This is a genomic window from Methylobacterium sp. J-001, assembly GCF_022829565.1.
In the GTDB taxonomy this organism is placed as follows: domain Bacteria; phylum Pseudomonadota; class Alphaproteobacteria; order Rhizobiales; family Beijerinckiaceae; genus Methylobacterium.
Genome location: NZ_JAKSYN010000115.1, coordinates 83,283 through 100,701 on the forward strand (window position 1 = coordinate 83,283; position 17,419 = coordinate 100,701).

Genomic DNA, 17,419 nt, shown 5'->3' on the forward strand with positions numbered 1-17,419 from the left:
GTGGATACCTCGCGGGACCCTGGGCCGCGCTTGGTCCACAGGGTAATCGGTCCTATGGTTCTCGCTGAACCCAACCCGCCGGCGGGTCGCGACAGGGAAGGCCCTAACCGATGCGAGTCTTCCGACGGATCTGGACCCTGCTCGCGGTGCTGGCCCTTGTCCCAGCGGGGAGCCCGTGCCGAGCGGCCGATCCGGTGGTCGTTTTCGCCGCGGCGAGCCTGAAGAATGCGCTCGATGATGCGGCGGCTAGCTGGGCCAAGGACACCGGCAAAACCACCCGGATCTCTTATGCGGGCTCGAATGCGCTCGCTAAGCAGATCGAGGCCGGGGCACCGGCCGACCTGTTCGTTTCGGCCGACCAGGCCTGGATGGACTATGCCGAGAAGTCCGGCAGCCTGAAGCCGGGCTCGCGCGTGGATCTCCTGCGCAACGCGCTCGTGCTGATCGCTTCCGGCCCGAAGACACCCGGTTCGGATCCGCAGATCGCCCTGGCGCCGGATCTTGGCACGACGCTCAGCCGGATCCTCGGCGGCGGCAAGCTCGCCATGGCCACGATCGATGCCGTCCCGGCCGGGAAATACGGCAAGGCTGCCCTGGAGAAGCTCGGCGCCTGGAATTCCGTGAAGGGGCAGGTCGCCCAGGCCGAGAACGTGCGTGCCGCCCTGTTGCTGGTCGCCCGGGGCGAAGCGCCGCTGGGCATCGTCTACGCCACCGATGCGGCCGCCGATCCGAGCGTGCACGTCATCGCGACCTTCCCATCCGACAGCCATCCGCCGATCGTGTATCCGGCGGCCCTCCTCAAGGATTCGGCCAACCCGGATGCCGCGGCCCTGTTGACCTACCTGCGCGGCCCGGCAGCCAGGGGCTACTTCGAGCACCAGGGCTTCACGGTGGTCGAGAAGCCCGGCGTCAGCCAGTAGACCTGCGCACCGATCTTGTTCGGCCTGCCCCCAGACGCCTGGACCGCCGTCGCCCTAAGTCTCCGGGTGGCGAGCGTCGCGACGCTCGCGAGCTTGCTGCCCGGGCTCGCGGTGGCGTGGCTTCTGGCGCGGCGCCGGTTCCCCGGTCGCGCGCTCCTCGACGGGCTGGTCCACCTCCCGTTGATCCTGCCCCCGGTGGTGACCGGCTACTTGCTGCTGCTGGCGCTCGGCCGGCGCGGCTTCCTCGGCGGCGCGCTCGCGGAGATCGGCATCGTCTTCTCCTTCCGCTGGACCGGCGCAGCCCTGGCCTGCGCGGTGATGGGCTTTCCGCTGATGGTGCGGGCGATGCGACTGTCGATCGAGGCGGTCGATCCCAAGCTCGAACAAGCCGCTGGGACCCTCGGGGCCAGCCCGCTCGCGGTCTTCCTCACCGTCACGCTGCCGCTCAGCCTGCCGGGCTGCATCGCCGGCGCCGTGCTCGCCTTCGCCAAAGCGATGGGAGAGTTCGGGGCGACGATCACTTTCGTGTCGAACATCCCCGGGGAAACCCAGACCCTTCCCTCGGCGATCTACACGCTGACGCAGGTCCCGGGCGGGGAGGGGCCGGCCTTGCGCCTGACCCTGATCTCGGTCGCCCTGTCGGTGACGGCGCTGCTGATTTCGGAGTTCCTGGCATCCCGTGCCGGGCGACGGCTTCGGACGGGCTGAATGGCGGAGCCCGGGAACACGCGCGCGCGCGCCTCAAGCATAGGCGTAGGGCCCGCCCCGCTCCAATGCCGTCCGGTAGGCCGGGCGGGCATGGATTCGTGCGAGCCAGGCGGTCACCCGCGGCCCGGCGCCGGTCCCGCGGGCCGCGAAGGCTTCGAGGGGAAAGCTCATCATGATGTCGGCGGCGGTGAAATCCGCCCCGCAGAAATACGGCCGGTCGGCGAGTTCCTGCTCCCAGAACGCCGCGTGGCGGCGCAGGTCCGGATCGACGAAGTCGTGCAGTACGGTGTCGGCGATCCGGCGAACCAGAGGTCTCAGGGCCCAGGGGCTACCCGGCGTAAGACGCGAAAAGATCAGCTTCAGCAGCAGCGGCGGCATCGCCGAGCCTTCGGCATAGTGCAGCCAATAGATGTAACGTGCGCGCTCGGGCGTCCCCAGGGCTGGCACCAGGGCTCCCCTGGCCCGGTCGGTGAGGTAGGTGACGATGGCGCCGGTCTCGGCCACCATGATCCCGTCCTCGGTGATGACCGGAGACTTGCCCAACGGGTGAACGGTGACGAGTTCGGGCGGCGCCCGCATGGTCTGCGGATCCCGGGCGTAGCGCTTCACCGTGTAGGGCAGGCTGAGTTCTTCGAGGAGCCAGAGCACCCGCTGCGAGCGGCTGTTCTCGAGATGGTGGACGGTGATCATCGTATGCGCTCCGTGGCGGGTGCCAACGCGCATCGCCGCCGCCCGTTACGATCTTTAGACATCAAGCCTTGCAGGCCGCGACAAGCGCTCCTTCCCCTTGCGGTGAGGAGTTGGCGGTGGGGGTGGTTGAGAAGGCACCGCTGCGCCTCGTCCTGCACCACCCCCAACCCTGGCCCCTCCCCGCAAGGGGGAGGGAAAAACGCGTTGCGCCGCGCGCGCCTGCTCCAGGACCTCTGGGGCGGATCCACGAGCCCACGCCGCCGGGGGCGAATCGCGTGAGCATCGCCATCGACCTAATCCTCCGGCGCGGCGCCTTCACCCTCGAGGCGGCCTTCGAGGCCGGGCCGGGCCTCACCGCCCTGTTCGGCCGCTCGGGGTCCGGCAAGACGACGCTGATCGACCTGATCGCAGGGCTGGCTCGACCGGATCGCGGCCGGATCATCGCCGAAGGCACCACGCTGGTGGACAGCGCCGCGAGGATCTTCCTGCCGCCGCATCGCCGCCGAGTCGGGGTGGTGTTTCAGGATGCGCGGCTATTTCCGCATCTCAGCGTGCGAACCAATCTGGGCTACGGCCGCGTCTTCGGGGGCCGGGCCGCCGACCCGGCCGGATTCGCCGTGGTGACCGAGATGCTGGGGATCGGCCACCTGCTCGACCGGAGGCCCGCGGGCCTCTCGGGCGGCGAGCGCCAGCGGGTGGCGATCGGACGGGCGCTGCTCGCCAAGCCGCGCCTGCTGCTGATGGACGAGCCGCTGGCGGCCCTGGACGAGGCCCGCAAGGCCGAGATCCTCCCCTATATCGAACGCCTGCGCGACGAAGCCGGCGTGCCCATCGTCTATGTCAGCCATGCTGTCGCCGAGGTGGCGCGGCTCGCCACCACGGTGATCGTGCTGGAAGCAGGGCGCGTGGCCGCGTCGGGTCCCGCCGAGGCGATCCTGCGGCGGGCCGACCTCGTTCCGGTCCACGCGGCCGAGGCCGGGGCCCTCCTCGACATGGTGGTTGCGGGGACCGATCCGGAGACCGGGCTGACGCGGCTGACGGGCCGAGCGGGTCAGCTGCTCGTTCCGGGTCTGCCAGCGCACCCACCCGGAACGCGGCTGCGCGTGCGGATCCCCGCCCGCGACGTGCTGGTGGCGACCGAGTCCCCCCGGGGCTTGAGCGCGCGCAATATCCTGCCCGGCCACGTCTTCGCGCTGACCCCGAGCGGCGCCGAGGTGTCGGTGGATATCGATTGCAATGGTGCGTTGATCGCCGCACGCGTCACGGCGGCCGCAAGTCTCGAGCTGGGCCTAGCGCCGGGTCGCTCCGTCCATGCCGTGATCAAGAGCGCTGCCTTCGATCCGTCGGGGATCGGGACCTCGCGACGGGTGGTGGATATCTAAATTTTCCGTATCCGGCCCGAAACACTGGAATTCGGGCGATGAATACAACCTTTGATTAGAGGATCGATGCGACCATGGGTTGTGCCGCTGCAGCAGCAGCGTGCCCCCGGAGGGCGTTTCGATGGGCTGGCTCCAAAGATTATGGCGAAGCGGACGCCCCGGCTTGGCTTGCCGAAGCGGCAGCTCGGCGGTCGAATTCGCCCTCGTCGCCCCGGTGGTACTGATGTTGTTTGCCGGCATCACGGTCTTCGGCATCTGCCTGGGCGCCGCCCACAACCTTCGCCAGATCGCCGCCGAGGCGGCCCGGGCCTCCATCGCCGGCGTCACCGATACCGAGCGCGCGACCCTCGCGCAGACCATGGTGACCCGCAGCCTGAGCAGCGGCGCGATGTTCCGTCCCGACAGCATCAAGGTCTCGGTCGGCCCCGATCCGAACGATGCCACGCTCTACACGGTCACCGTGACCCTGGATGCCAACACGCTGGGGATCAACGTTTTCGCGAAGCTGATCCCGATGCTGCCCACCATCCTGCGCAGCAGCATCAGCGTCCGAAAGGGCGGTCTGTGACCGTATGGCGGGCCGCTCTCCGCGCACGGCGCTTCGGCCAGGCCCGGGGCGGCAATGTCGTGATCCTGGTTGCGCTCGGCAGTTCCTTGCTGATGGGCGCCGGCGCCGTCGGGATCGACCTCGGACAGGTGTTTCAGGCTCGGCGCAAGGCGCAGGGCGCGGCCGATATCGCCGCCATGCTGGCGGCCGTCGACCCGACCAAGGCGGACACGGTCGCCCGCCGGTCGCTCGTCGATAACGGCTACGATCCGGCGCGGGCCACGGTGGCGACCGGCGGCTACGATGCCAGCGCGCCCAACGTCGTCCCAGGCAGCCGCTTCAACTCTGGCGCGAATCCCGCCAACGCCGTCCGGGTCGGCCTGTCGACCACGGTGCCGGTCACCTTCGGCCGGGCGATCGGATTGCCGGCCACCGTGCCGATCCGGGTCGCCGGCACGGCAGCCAGCGCGCAGTTCGCAGCCTTCACCATCGGCTCGGGCACCGCGGCGTTGAGTGGCGGCATCGCCAACGCCGTCCTCGGCGCATTGCTCGGAGCGAAGCTGTCGCTGGGCGTCAGCGATTATAACGCATTGGCCAGCGCCAAGGTCGATGGCCTGCGCGTCCTCGATGCGCTGGCAGCAAGCCTCAACCTGCAGGCGGCCAACTACACTGACATCGTCCAGGCGAATGCGAGCGTCGGTCAGTTGCTGATGGCGATGCGGGTCGCCGCACAGGGGAATTCCGCTGCGGTCTCGGCCCTCTCGAGCATCCTCAACGCGCTGCCGAATGCCGGCAACCTCGTTCCTGTCGGCCAGGTCGATGCCCTGGGCGATGTGGCGGCTCTGGCCCCCGGACGCGGCCTAGCCGGCCCGTCGCTGGACGTGATGGACCTCTTGGCCGCCACCGCGTCGCTCGCCAACGGACAGAACCAGGTTGCGATCGATCTCGGGGGCACCGTGCCGGGGCTGCTCTCCACGCGCTTGACGTTGGCGATCGGCGAGCGCCGCCGCAGTTCCGGATGGGTCCGACCCGGCAGCCCGAACGCCACGGTCAAAACCGCCCAGACCCGACTGCTGATCGAGGCCACAATTTCGGCCCCACTTGGGCTCGGCACCGTCTACGTGCCGATCTACGCCGAGGTCGCCTCCGCCCAGGCGACACTCCGAACGCTCACGTGCTCGGGGCCCAGCGGCGGTCGCCAGGCCACCATCGAGGCGCAGACCGGGCTCGCGACACTGGCCATTGCTGCGGTGAACCGCGCCTCGATCAACGGCGGTACGACCAGCCCAGACCTGTCGCAGCCGGCCGTGCTGATCGCGCTGCCGCTGGCGAATATCGGCGGCCGGACGGTAACGAACATCAGCTCCAACACGCAGACACTCACCTTCACGGATGCCGATATCGCCAACCATACCGTGCGCACGGTGTCGTCGACGAACGTCGCGCAGTCGCTGACCGGCAGCCTGCTGGGCAATCTCAGCTTCAACTTGAACGGCTTCGGCCTGACCCCGCTGCTCCAGACCTCTCTCGCGACGACGCTCGGCCTGGCCGCCGCGCCCCTCGATCTGGTGCTCAACGCCGTCCTGCAGAGCCTCGGCCTGCGGATCGGCTACGCGGATGTCGAGATGGACGGAACCCTCTGCAGCCAGGCTGTGCTGGTGCAGTGAGTCGGCGGCCCGCCTACGGGTCGGACCGATCGACGTCGCGAGGCACCGGCCTCCGGCCGCTTAGTGCGCGCGCCGAGCTCCGGTGCCGGTAGCCCCCTTGGCGATGCTCTGCCCAAGGCGCAGCAGCAGCATGTCGATGAGGAGTTGCAGCTCCGAATCCGCAACTCCTCCGAGCGCATCGCGGCACTCGATCGCCCGGTCGATCGCCACAGAGAGCGCATCCAGCGGCTCGACCTGTGCAGGGATTTCGGGCTCGTCGTCGCGCCGGTTGTCGGTCACGTCGAGGATGAGGCCGTGTCCGGTCCGGCGGCTCGACCCGGCGGCGGGCACGCGGCCGCGATCGAGGATCCAGCGGACCTGCCCGGCCGGCGACAGCGTGCGGTATTCGGCTACGAACAGGCCCCCGCGCTCACAGACCGCCTGGAAGTGGCGCACCACGGCGGGCCGATCCTCGGGATGAATGCAGGATCTGGCGATTTCCAGCGGAAGCGGACGGCCGACGAGCCCGGGATCACCTGCCAGCACCTCGGCGGCGCCGGCATCCAGGATGCAGCGATCAGAGCGGGGCGACCACGACCAGGCACCGATGACGCCGGACGCGTCGAGGGCTGCCGACAGATCCACCGGCAGGCCGCGCGTGCGCTTGATCGCATCGACAACCATGGGCGATCTCCGACACCGGCGTGCCCCTCGCACGCTTCCTTCACGGCCATACAACCCATGATGGAATTAAGAGGTGGTTAACTCAACCGCGCAACCTGGCGTCCAGGCAGGTCAGTCTACTGACGAACCGGTGCAAAGCCGATCGCTGACGCGGTGGATCGCGACTTTTTACCTGATCGGAGCTCCCGCAATGGTTGTACTTTAGGGTAAGCTCGTCAGCCGATCTGCGTGATCAGTGTGAACGCGCCGAACAGCAGCACGGCCCCGACGACCGCCGCGAGCAGAATGAGCGCGGCCCGCGATTCCCGAATGTCTGGCGCCATAAGCCTCCCCAATCGCACTGCCCGCTCGGGCGGGTCGCGTTCCACGTTGCTTTGGACCCAAGACTTACACCGATCGCCTTGGCTGTCGACGCCGGGAAGAACGATCGTGCGACACGACGCTTTTGCCGATACGCGGCGTTCTTTGACCGGTTCTCCGGCGCCGATCTATGGAGTGTTCGGCACGATGCCCCGGTGTTTCAGGGAGCGGCCGATGCGAAGGGATGTCGAGTTCTGTTCCGAGGGGCGGAAGTTGCGTGGCTGGGTCTACCAGCCGAGCGCGCAGGAGAACGCGTCGGGCGCCGTAGTGTTGGCCCACGGCTTTTCGGCGGTCAAAGAGCAGTATCTCGACCGTTACGCGGAGGTCTTCCAGGCGGCGGGCCTCGGCATCCTGGTCTACGACCATGCCAATTTCGGCGCCAGCGAAGGCCTGCCCCGGCAGGAGGTCGATCCGGTGCTGCAGAAGCGCGGATACCGGGATGCGATCAGCTTCGCGCAGACGATCCCATGGATCGATCCTGCACGGATCGGGATCTGGGGCACGAGCTACAGCGGCGGGCACGTGATCGAGGTAGCGGCGATCGACCGCCGGGTCCGCTGCGTGGTCGCGCAGGTGCCGTTTATCAGCGGCTCGCTCTCGGCGCAGCGCCGGACCCGGGCCGATCTCGTCCCGGCGCAGCTCCGCCGCTTCGAGGCCGACCGCGCCGCCCGCTTTCGCGACGAGGGGCCGGCCATGCTGCCGGCCGTGTCGGCCGATCCGCTTCAGCCTTGCGCGATGCCGGGACCGGACAGTCACGCCTTCTTCACCGGCACGCGCGCCTTCGCGCCGAACTGGCAGAACGCGGTGACGCTGCGCAGCGCCGAACTCTCCCGCGAGAACGAGCCGGGGGTACATATCGCCCGGATCAGCCCGACGCCGCTGCTGATGATCGTGGCCGAGGACGACGTCCTGACCGCCACCGACCTGTGCCTGGAGGCCTATCAGCGCGCTCTGCCGCCCAAGACCATCGTGATGGTCCCGGGCGGCCATTTCGATCCGTATCTCCGGCACTTCGACCGCACCAGCACGGCCGCGCGCGACTTTCTCGTGACCCATCTCGGTGCGCCGGCGGCCTGACGATCCATCCGTGTTCGGTCCTCCCTCCTTCAGCAGCCCGAAGGTGATCTGCGTCGCCGGCGACTACCCCGATGGCGGGACCGTCGGCCCACATTGTCACGCCCGTGCGCAGCTGATCTTCGCCACGGCCGGCGTGATGGAGATCCGCGCAGCCGGCAGCCTCTGGCTCGTACCGCCGCAGCGGGCGCTCTGGGTGGGCGCCGGGATCGATCACGCGCTGCGCGCCCGCGGCGCGGTCTCGCTCCGGACCCTCTACATCGCCGATCGTGCCGTCCCGGCAACTCTGCCGGCCGTACCGACCAGCCTCGCGGTGACGCCGCTCCTGCGCGCGTTGATCCTGCGGGCGATCCAAGGCGGCGGAGAAGCCGACCCGGACGGGCGACACAATCGCTTGCTCGATGTCCTGCTCGACGAGGTGGCTGCACTGCCCTCTTGCCCGTTGCGCCTCGCCATGCCGACCGATCCGCGGCTTCGGCGCGCCTGCGAGGCCGTCCTGGCCGATCCCAGCGCGCGGCAGGATATGGCGGTGCTGGCCCAGGTCGCGGGGGTCTCGCCGCGGACGTTGGCGCGGCTGGCGGAGCGGGATCTCGGCGTGCCGTTTTCGGTCTGGCGACAGCAGGCCCGCGTCCTGGCCGCGCTCCCCATCCTGGTCGGCGGCGGCTCGGTGACCGAGGCAGCGCTCACCTTGGGCTACGACAGCCCGAGCGCCTTCGCGTCCATGTTCCGTCGGATGATCGGTGCCGCGCCCGCCGCCTACCGGGCCCAAAACGCCGATCCAGCACTGCGCTGATCGTGGATGGCGTGAGGCATCCACCGCAAGCGCCATTCCGGCTCAAGCACCCTTCCCGTTGACTTGGCAAAGCCACGCGTCCATCCCTGTACCGATCGGTACAAACTCGCGAGGACATGCCCATGTCGGAACGCCCGCCCCTCCCGCCCTTCAGCGAGGAGACCGCCGCCCAGAAGGCCCGGATGGCCGAGGATGCCTGGAATGGGCGCGATCCCGAGCGGGTCTCGCTCGCCTACACGCCGGACAGTGTCTGGCGGAACCGCAGCGAGTTCCTGACCGGGCGCGAGGCCATCGTGGGCTTCCTCGAGCGCAAATGGGCGCATGAATTCGAGTACCGGTTGATCAAGGAACTGTGGACCTTCAGCGGCAATCGGATCGCCGTGCGCTTCGCCTACGAGTGGCACGATGCGACGGGACAGTGGTTCCGTTCCTACGGCAACGAGAACTGGGAATTCGACGCGCACGGTCTGATGCAGCGACGGATCGCCAGCATCAACGATCTACCGATCGCGGCGGCCGACCGGAAATTCCATTGGCCCCTCGGCCGGCGCCCCGACGATCATCCGGGCCTGAGCGATCTCGGCCTTTAGGCGCAGTGACGACGCGGAGCGACATGGTGCCGGCGCTCGCGGAAGTGTTTCGCGAGCACGGCTATGCGGGCACCAGCCTGGCGCTGATCAGCGCGGCGACGGGCCTCGGCAAGGGCAGCCTGTATCACCTGTTCCCGGGCGGCAAGGCCGAGATGGCGGCCTGCGTGATCGCGGAGATCGACGCCTGGTTCGAGTCACACCTGTATCGGCCGCTACGCGAACAGGATCCGCCAGAGACGGCAATCTCGGACATGTTCGAGTCCGTCGACCACTACTTCCGGTCCGGGCGGCGGGTCTGCCTAGTCGGGGTCCTGGCGCTCGGTACGAGCCGCGACCTGTTCGCCGAGGCGGTGCGCGGCTACTTCGCCCGCTGGGTCGACGCCCTGGCCGGTGCCCTGCGACGGGCGGGCCATAGCGACTCAGCGAGCGTGGCGCTGGCGGAGGACATCGTCGCGCAGATCCAGGGTGCGATCGTGCTCGCACGGGCACTCGACGAGCCCGCGCTCTTCACCCGCGCCCTTGCGACGCTGCGGTCACGCGTGGCGACCGCAGCGAAGTGAGGCGCCGGATCAGGCGGCGGTGCGGCTCTCGACCATTCGGGCCAGGAAGGCGCTGCCGATCGGGATGATCGAATCGTCAAAGTTGTAGCTGGCGTTGTGCAGACCCGGACCGGGGTTCGAGCCGAGCCAGACATAGGCGGCCGGGACCGCCTGGGCCATGTCGGCGAAATCCTCGCTGCCCATTCTCGGCACGGCGTTCGGTTCGACATTGTCGGGCCCGAGCAGCTCGGTCGCCACCGCAGTCGCGGCCGCCGCCTGCTCGGGAGCGTTCTCCAGCACCGAGAACATGTCTTGGATATCGACCTTGATCTCGGCCCCGTAGGCAGCCGCGAAGCCGGCGGCAATCTCGTGCATGCGGGTGCCGGCCAGCGCCCGGATCTCCTTGTCGAAGGTGCGGATCGTGCCGGCCAGATGCGCCGTCTCCGGGATGACGTTGTAGGCGGTGCCGGCCTCGATCCTGGTGATCGACAGCACGATCGACTTCAGCGGGTCGGCGTTGCGCGAGACGATCGATTGGAGCGCCTGGGCGAGGCCGGTGGCGATGATGATCGGGTCGTTGCCCCCGTGCGGCTGGGCGGCGTGGGCGCCCCTTCCGCGGATGCGGATGTCGAAGAAATCGGCCGCCGCCATGATCGGACCGGGGCGCAGCTTGATCCGCCCGTGACCGCCGCCCGGCTGGTTGTGCAGGCCGTAGATCTCGTCGCAGGGAAACTTCTCGAACAGCCCGTCCTTCAGCATCGCCCGCGCACCGCCGCGGCCCTCTTCGGCGGGCTGGAACACGAACACGGCCGTGCCGTCGAAATCGCGGGTCTCGGCGAGGTAGCGGGCGGCCCCGATCAGCATCGTGGTGTGGCCGTCATGGCCGCAAGCGTGCATCTTGCCCGCATAGGTCGAGCGGTAGGGGAGGTTGGTCTCTTCTTCGATCGGCAGGGCATCCATATCGGCGCGCAGGCCGATCCGCTTTCCGTTATCCGTCCGGCCCTTGAGCAGCCCGACCACCCCGGTGCCGCCGACGCCGCGATGCACCTCGCAACCGAACTTCTCCAGAAGCTCAGCGACGATGCCGGAGGTGCGTACTTCCTCGAAGCCCAGCTCGGGGTGGGCGTGCAAGTCGCGGCGCAGGGCCGTCAGCTCGTCGGCATAGGTCTTGATGTGATCGATCGGGCTCATGTGTTCGGGCTCTCGGGGGCGGGTCGTGCGGGTTCTGCCGCATCGTCGCAGGCTCCGGGCGCGCGGACCTCGTCCGTCCGCCGGAACGGCGTGAGCGTATCGAGGACGTCCACCGCCTCGGCGACGTGGGCGCGCTCCCGCTGCAAGTAATCGGCCACCGCCCGACGGAAGGCCGGGTCGGCGATGTCGTGGGCGGAGTGCATCAGCACCGGCTTGTAGCCGCGGGCGAGCTTGTGCTCCCCCTGCGCCCCGGCCTCGACCCGCTTGAGGCCGCGCGCGATCGCGAAATCGATCGCCTGATAGTAGCAGATCTCGAAATGCAGGAACGGGTGATCCTCGGTGCAGCCCCAGTTGCGCCCGTAGAGCGCCGTGTCGCCGATCAGGTTGATCGCCCCGGCGATATAGGCGCCGTCCCGCCGCGCCATGATCAGCAGCACCCGGTCAGCCATACGCTCGGATAAGAGCCCGAAGAACCGGCGGTTGAGGTAGGGGCGCCCCCATTTCCGGGCGCCCGTGTCCATGTAGAAGGCGTAGAACGCGTCCCAATGGGCCTCGGTGATGTCGGCGCCGGTGAGGTGCTCGACGGTGATCCCCGGCGCCAGCGCATCGCGCCGCTCCTTGCGGATGTTTTTTCGTTTCCGGGACGCGAGCGCTTCGAGAAAGTTCTCGAAGCTCGCGTAGCCCGCATTCTCCCAGTGGAACTGTTGGTCGGTGCGCTGCAGGAAGCCCGCAGCCCCGGCCCGCTCCCACTCGGCCTCACGCATGAATGTGACGTGGATCGAGGAGGCCTTGGTCTCGCCCCGCAGCGCCCGCAGCCCCGCGACGAGACCGGCGGTGGCCTCGTCAGGATCGGCACCCGGGGCGATCAGGAAGCGGGAGCCGGTCACAGGTGTGAACGGCACGCTGACCTGGAGCTTCGGATAGTAGGCGCCCCCGACTCGCTCGTAGGCGTCGGCCCAGCCGTGATCGAACACGTACTCGCCCTGACTGTGCGACTTCAGATAGCAGGGCGCCACGCCAAGCAGCGTGCCGTCGCGCTCGACCATGACGTGGAGCGGCAGCCAGCCGGTCTTGCGCGAGACGCAGCCGGACTCTTCGAGCGCCGACAGGAAGGCGTGCGAGACGAACGGATTGTGGGTCTCATCGCCCGCCGCCAGGGTCTCGGGGGAGAATGCGCAGGCATCCCAGGCCGCCGCGCCGATCTCCTTCAAGCCGGTGATCGCCCGCACGGTGAGCGTGGGGGTCTCCGGCGCCGGCCCGGGTTCTTGCTTCATGGGCTCAATCTAGCCGGGGTGGGCAGAGGGGCAAGCGGGCGGATGCGCGCGGCTGGCCGGCGGCCTTGTCAGATGGGTGACAGATGAAACTCAAGCTGCTTCGGTCTTATGCCCCAGAGCCCGCCGGGATGCTTCGGGTTCCCGATCCAGAATGTCGAACAGGGCCCGGATTCCGCTGGGCAGCGATGTCCGGCCCTGCTCCCAGTTCCGATAGGTCGCCAGCGGCACGCCGATGAACGCAGCGAATCGCTCCTGCGTCAGCCCGAAGCGTTGCCGGATCTCGGCCGGCGGGCGCTCGACGCGCCAGGCCGCATCCGGGATTTGCTCATCCGGGTCGAAGCCATCCTCGATCATGTGAGCCCGGATCTCGCCCTCCGCGGTGGCGTCGAGCTTCGCGCGATCGATGGTCGAGGGCCGGTTCAAGGCGTCGGCGAGACTGATCTTTGCCATGCCGCTCTCTCCTTGCGGTTGGATCTCCAGGCCATGATGATCCGCCGCACCGCACCGCTGTCGGTGTAGACGACCGTGAAGAAATCGGCGCCAACGCAGCCAACGGCGATGTGCCGATCGTCTCCATAATCCAGCCGGCGTCCCGCCGGACCAGGACCGGACCGCCGAAGATCGCAACGGCGTCGGCGAAGCTGAAGCCGCGCTCAGACAACACCGTCGCGTGCTTTGCCGGATCTCAGTCGAAGTCCATGGACTTTCTACGCTGTCAGCGTATTTCGCTCAAGACTGCGCGGCGTGCCGTTTCGCTGGGCGAAAGCTGAGTCATATCGAGAGCCACCCTAGATCGAGGCGGATGCGCCACCGGAACCGTCGCATCGCGCGCGGACAAGCCCAGCCCAAGGCGGCGCCCGGCGATCCGATGGCGCTCCCCGGCCGCACCGGTCACGGCACGAACCCCTCGAACACCATCTGGTCCGCGTGCGTGCCAGCGCGGGCACGCTGTTCCTCGGTCCGCACCGTCCAGGCCATCACCGGGATGCGGCTGAGGAGCCGGCACAGGTAGGTCGGTGCGCAGGGCAGGTCATCGACCCGCCAGGACAGGAAGTCCGGCCGCGACTCCGAGAAATGCAGCAGATTGGACAGAGCCCGACGCGTCGCCCAGGGCATGGCAGCATAGGCCGGATCATCCTGCGTGGTCTCGGCGACGATCCCGCGGGGAATTGCCGGCGGGCACAGGTCGCGGAGTGCTGCGACCACCTGCGGATCGAAGGATTTCACCGCCACCGGACCAGCATAGGTGACGGCGATCTCGGCGGCGCGGATCGCCAGCCGCGGATCGCCGTCGTACCGCGATTTGACCTCGACCACGACAGGCACCGCCCCGGCCACCGCAGCCAGGAATTCTTTGAGCGTCGGGATCCTCTCCGACGTCCCGGCCACGGACAGGCTCCCAAGCTCGGCGGCGGACTTGGTCCCGATCGCCTCGCTCGCCTCAGTCAGCCGGCCGAGGGCGGCGTCGTGGAACACCATCGCCTCGCCGTCGGAACTCAGCTGCACGTCGCACTCGATGGCGAAGCCGCCCGCGATGGCGGCGCGGGCGGCCGCCAGGGTGTTCTCCGGCCGGCCCGCCGCCCGGTCGTGCAGCCCGCGATGGGCGATCGGCCGCGCGGTAAGCCAGTCGGGAGCAGCCACGCCTAACGGACCTCGAACATCGCCTCGACCTCGACCGCGGCGTCGAGGGGCAGTTCCGCAACACCCACCGTCGAGCGGGCATGGCGGCCGCTATCGCCCAGAAGCTCGACCATCAGGTCGGAGGCGCCGTTCATGACCCCGGCCACAGCGGAGAAACCCGGCGCGGCGTTGATGAAGCCGCCCAGCCGCACGCATTGCTCCAACGCGCGATCGAGATCGCCCACTGCGGCTTCGAGCTGGGCCAGGACGTTGAGGGCGCAGAGCCGGGCAGCCGCTTTGCCGGCTTCGGGCGAGACGCTGCCGCCGACCTTGCCCTTATGCTCTGGGGCGATGGTCCCGTCCGCACCGAAGCAGACCTGGCCGGAGATGACCACGAGGTTGCCGGTGCGAACGAACGGCACGTAGTTCGCGACCGGTGCCGCCGCCTTCGGCAGGGTGAGGCCAAGCTTCTCGAGACGGTCCTTGATCGTGCTCATGCGATTCTCCCGCGCTGACTCGAATCTGCGCGAGCTGGAGCATGACCGCCCCCCGCCGCGCAAGAGCATGGGCCAGGGGGACGAGCCCATTCAGGCACCGCGAAATTCGGTTCGCGCAAGCATCGCGCAGAGCGGCCGTGCGCGCGGCATGGTCCGTGCAACGTTGACAGGAGGCGGTCGATTCATAGTAATCGCGCGCGTGCCGCCCATGACGAGGCGGCACTTTCATTTGGAGCCGGCTATGGCTTGCTCCGGGCCTTTCTAAGATACGGAGACGGGATCCGTGACGTCAGCCCTTCTGCCGACCTACGTCCGCGCGCCGCTCGCCTTCGAGCGCGGCGAGGGCGCCTGGCTCGTGACGGAAGCCGGGGAGCGATACCTCGATTTCGGCGCCGGCATCGCGGTCAACGGCCTCGGTCACGCCCATCCGCATCTCGTCGGCGCGCTCACGGAGCAGGCGAACCGGATCTGGCACACGTCGAACCTGTTCGAGATCCCCGGCGGCGAGCGCTTCGGCCGGCGCCTCGTGGACGCGACCTTCGCGGACGTGGTGTTCTTCTGCAACTCGGGGGCCGAGGCCAACGAGGCGGCGATCAAGATCGCCCGGAAGTACCACGCGGCCGGCGGCAATCCGGAGCGCTACCGGATCGTCACCTTCGCGGGCGCCTTCCACGGGCGGACCCTGGCGACGCTGGCGGCCGGCGGCCAGCAGAAATACATCGAGGGCTTCGGCCCCAAGGTCGACGGCTTCGATCAGGTCCCGGCCGGCGATTACGACGCGCTGGAGGCAGCGATCGGCCCGGAGACCGCCGCCCTGATGATCGAGCCGATCCAGGGCGAGGGGGGCGTACGGGTGATCCCGCATGCGGACCTGCGCCGCCTGCGCGAGATCTGCGACGCGAATGGCCTGCTGCTGATCATGGACGAGGTTCAGACCGGCGTCGGGCGAACCGGGAAGCTGTTCGCCCATGAATGGTCCGGCATCACCCCCGACATCATGAGCGTCGCCAAGGGCATTGGCGGCGGCTTCCCGATGGGCGCGTGCCTCGCCACCCGCGAGGCGGCCCGCGGCATGACCGCCGGCAGCCACGGCACCACCTTCGGCGGCAACCCGCTCGCCATGGCGGTCGGCAATGCCGTGCTGGACGTGGTGCTGGAGGACGGCTTCCTCGACCGCGTCGCCCATGCCGGGCTCCTGCTCAAGCAGAAGCTCGCTGCCTTGCGCGACCGCCATCCGCACGTGATCCAGGAGATCCGCGGTGAGGGGCTGATGCTCGGCCTCAAGCTCGGCGTCCCGAACACCGATTTCGCCGCCGCCGCCCGGGCCGCCCACCTCTTGGTGATCCCGGCCGGCGACAACATCGTCCGCCTGCTGCCGCCACTGATCGTCGGCGACAGCGAGATCGACGAGGCGGTGCGGCGGCTCGATCAGGCCGCTTCATCCTTCGAGGCCCTGCGCGGAGCGGCCGAATAGCAGCTGGATCCCGCTGTACAAGAATCACCGCCCTGCGCCGCGTTCCGGTGCGGGGCGGTGCGAAGCATTTTCGGGTGCGGTCGATCCCCGCCGTGCGTGACGAGAATGCCCCCACCAGGAGATAGAGTGTCGTTCATGATCAGGTGATCGTGGAGCAGGCTCTAGCGAACGTGACGCGATGAAAGCCCAGATTGACGGCCGGGCGCGTGCCCCAGCCCCGCACCTGAAGGGTGCCGGCCCCCGCCACTTCCTCGACCTCAAGGACTTCTCCGGGGCGGACCTGCGCGGGGTGCTCGACGCGAGCGCCGCCATGAAGGCGCGCCGCCGCAAGGGCGAGCGCGCCGTCGAGCGCCCGCTGGTGGGCAAGACCCTGGCAATGGTGTTCGACCGGCCCTCGACCCGGACCCGCGTTTCGTTCGACGTTGCGATGCGCGAACTCGGTGGCGAGACCCTGATGCTCACCGGCTCCGAGATGCAGCTCGGCCGCGGCGAGACCATCGGCGATACCGCTCAGGTGCTGTCGCGCTTCGTCGACGCGATCATGATCCGCATCCTCGATCATGGTCAGATGCTGGAACTGGCCGAGCACGCCACCGTGCCGGTGATCAATGCCCTGACCAAGGTCTCGCATCCCTGCCAGATCATGGCCGACGTGATGACCTTCGAGGAGCATCGCGGGCCGATCAAGGGGCGTACCGTGGCCTGGTCGGGTGATTCCAACAACGTCCTGGCGAGCTGGGTCCACGCCGCCGCACGGCTCGACTTCAGCCTGAACATCGCCAGCCCCCCCGAGCTCGCGCCGCCCCCGGGCCTGATCGCCTGGGCGAAGGGCGAGGGCGCGTCAATCAACGTCACCACCGACGCCTTCGCGGCCGTTCAGGGCGCCGACGCCGTGGTGACGGATTGCTGGGTCTCGATGGGCGACGACGACGAAGGTCACCGCCACAACCTGCTGAACCCCTACCAGGTGAACGCCAAGTTGATGGCGGCCGCCAACCCGGACGCGATCTTCATGCACTGCCTGCCCGCCCATCGCGGCGAGGAGGTCACCGCCGAGATCATGGATGGGCCGCGCTCCGTGGTGTTCGACGAAGCCGAGAACCGCCTGCATGCGCAGAAAGGGATCTTGGCTTGGTGCCTCGGCACGGAGGCGCCCTGATCCCGGGCTCGCGCTTTCCGGCATCGCGCCCCATATGCGTCTAAGCGGGTGGCGTTTGCGGCCCGTATCCCCATCACGGCTGCCGGATGGCAGCATCCCGGCGACGGATGTGGCGCGATGCGCCCCCTCTCCCGTGCGGGCGCGGGCGGGGTGAGGGATCAGATCGTTCCGGACGGGCCCTGTTCCTCACGCCATCCCGCTCCTCGCCGGAGCGGGATCTGCGCCCCGGCACGTCGGAGCGGCCGCCGCAGGAGCCGGACGTATCGATCGG

18 protein-coding genes are annotated in these 17,419 nt (G+C 68.8%); 11 read left to right on the top strand and 7 right to left on the bottom strand.

Going from position 1 to position 17,419, the window contains the following annotated elements:
* Positions 1-110: 110 nt before the first annotated feature.
* A complete protein-coding gene (modA, locus tag MKK65_RS12860) occupies positions 111-920 on the top strand; it encodes a molybdate ABC transporter substrate-binding protein (protein ID WP_243958071.1) in 810 nt (269 codons plus the stop codon).
* 15 nt (positions 921-935) lie between these two features.
* The gene (modB, locus tag MKK65_RS12865; RefSeq protein WP_243958073.1) at positions 936-1,628 is read left to right on the top strand and encodes a molybdate ABC transporter permease subunit; all 693 of its coding nucleotides are present in this window, start codon (positions 936-938) and stop codon (positions 1,626-1,628) included.
* A gap of 33 nt (positions 1,629-1,661) precedes the next feature.
* Here modB and MKK65_RS12870 read toward each other — a convergent pair whose 3' ends face one another.
* On the bottom strand, positions 1,662-2,318 hold the full coding sequence (locus MKK65_RS12870) for a glutathione S-transferase (protein WP_243958075.1): 657 nt from the start codon (positions 2,316-2,318) through the stop codon (positions 1,662-1,664).
* A gap of 275 nt (positions 2,319-2,593) precedes the next feature.
* Between MKK65_RS12870 and modC the strand changes: the two genes are divergently transcribed.
* The 3 genes from modC to MKK65_RS12885 all read left to right on the top strand — a co-directional run bounded on the left by modC (position 2,594) and on the right by MKK65_RS12885 (position 5,914).
* Complete coding sequence (modC, locus tag MKK65_RS12875) at positions 2,594-3,700, top strand: molybdenum ABC transporter ATP-binding protein (RefSeq protein ID WP_243958076.1); 1,107 nt, start codon at positions 2,594-2,596, stop codon at positions 3,698-3,700.
* Positions 3,701-3,863: 163 nt separating this feature from the next.
* Complete coding sequence (locus tag MKK65_RS12880) at positions 3,864-4,268, top strand: TadE family protein (protein ID WP_243958078.1); 405 nt, start codon at positions 3,864-3,866, stop codon at positions 4,266-4,268.
* Positions 4,265-5,914 (top strand): TadG family pilus assembly protein, encoded by a 1,650-nt coding sequence (locus MKK65_RS12885; protein ID WP_243958081.1) that lies wholly within the window; start codon positions 4,265-4,267, stop codon positions 5,912-5,914. Before MKK65_RS12880 ends, MKK65_RS12885 begins: the two co-directional genes overlap by 4 nt.
* A gap of 60 nt (positions 5,915-5,974) precedes the next feature.
* Here MKK65_RS12885 and MKK65_RS12890 read toward each other — a convergent pair whose 3' ends face one another.
* Entirely contained in the window at positions 5,975-6,577 is a 603-nt protein-coding gene (locus MKK65_RS12890) for a PAS domain-containing protein (RefSeq protein WP_243958083.1), read from the bottom strand.
* Positions 6,578-7,111: 534 nt separating this feature from the next.
* Between MKK65_RS12890 and MKK65_RS12895 the strand changes: the two genes are divergently transcribed.
* From MKK65_RS12895 to MKK65_RS12910, 4 genes are all read left to right on the top strand, one after another.
* A complete protein-coding gene (locus MKK65_RS12895; RefSeq protein ID WP_243958084.1) occupies positions 7,112-8,014 on the top strand; it encodes an alpha/beta hydrolase in 903 nt (300 codons plus the stop codon).
* 10 nt (positions 8,015-8,024) lie between these two features.
* On the top strand, positions 8,025-8,804 hold the full coding sequence (locus tag MKK65_RS31370; RefSeq protein ID WP_058191420.1) for an AraC family transcriptional regulator: 780 nt from the start codon (positions 8,025-8,027) through the stop codon (positions 8,802-8,804).
* Between the two features lie 122 nt (positions 8,805-8,926).
* Positions 8,927-9,394, top strand: coding sequence for a DUF1348 family protein (locus tag MKK65_RS12905; protein WP_058191419.1), 468 nt, complete (start codon positions 8,927-8,929; stop codon positions 9,392-9,394).
* A 23-nt stretch (positions 9,395-9,417) separates the two neighbouring features.
* Complete coding sequence (locus tag MKK65_RS12910; RefSeq protein ID WP_243958085.1) at positions 9,418-9,954, top strand: TetR/AcrR family transcriptional regulator; 537 nt, start codon at positions 9,418-9,420, stop codon at positions 9,952-9,954.
* A gap of 9 nt (positions 9,955-9,963) precedes the next feature.
* On the opposite strand, the gene MKK65_RS12915 is transcribed toward MKK65_RS12910, so the two are convergent.
* From MKK65_RS12915 to MKK65_RS12935, 5 genes are all read right to left on the bottom strand, one after another.
* The gene (locus tag MKK65_RS12915; RefSeq protein ID WP_243958086.1) at positions 9,964-11,124 is read right to left on the bottom strand and encodes a M20 aminoacylase family protein; all 1,161 of its coding nucleotides are present in this window, start codon (positions 11,122-11,124) and stop codon (positions 9,964-9,966) included.
* Positions 11,121-12,398: a GNAT family N-acetyltransferase gene (locus MKK65_RS12920; RefSeq protein WP_243958087.1), complete on the bottom strand. Its 1,278-nt coding sequence runs from the start codon at positions 12,396-12,398 to the stop codon at positions 11,121-11,123. The genes MKK65_RS12915 and MKK65_RS12920 overlap by 4 nt, the downstream gene beginning before the upstream one ends.
* Positions 12,399-12,488: 90 nt before the next feature.
* The gene (locus tag MKK65_RS12925) at positions 12,489-12,848 is read right to left on the bottom strand and encodes a helix-turn-helix domain-containing protein (protein ID WP_243958088.1); all 360 of its coding nucleotides are present in this window, start codon (positions 12,846-12,848) and stop codon (positions 12,489-12,491) included.
* 441 nt (positions 12,849-13,289) lie between these two features.
* Entirely contained in the window at positions 13,290-14,039 is a 750-nt protein-coding gene (locus tag MKK65_RS12930) for a glycerophosphodiester phosphodiesterase family protein (RefSeq protein ID WP_243958089.1), read from the bottom strand.
* A gap of 2 nt (positions 14,040-14,041) precedes the next feature.
* On the bottom strand, positions 14,042-14,515 hold the full coding sequence (locus tag MKK65_RS12935) for a RidA family protein (RefSeq protein WP_058191403.1): 474 nt from the start codon (positions 14,513-14,515) through the stop codon (positions 14,042-14,044).
* 283 nt (positions 14,516-14,798) lie between these two features.
* Between MKK65_RS12935 and MKK65_RS12940 the strand changes: the two genes are divergently transcribed.
* A complete protein-coding gene (locus tag MKK65_RS12940) occupies positions 14,799-15,989 on the top strand; it encodes an aspartate aminotransferase family protein (protein WP_243958090.1) in 1,191 nt (396 codons plus the stop codon).
* A 178-nt stretch (positions 15,990-16,167) separates the two neighbouring features.
* Positions 16,168-17,148 (top strand): ornithine carbamoyltransferase, encoded by a 981-nt coding sequence (gene argF, locus MKK65_RS12945; RefSeq protein WP_243958091.1) that lies wholly within the window; start codon positions 16,168-16,170, stop codon positions 17,146-17,148.
* Positions 17,149-17,419 lie beyond the last annotated feature (271 nt).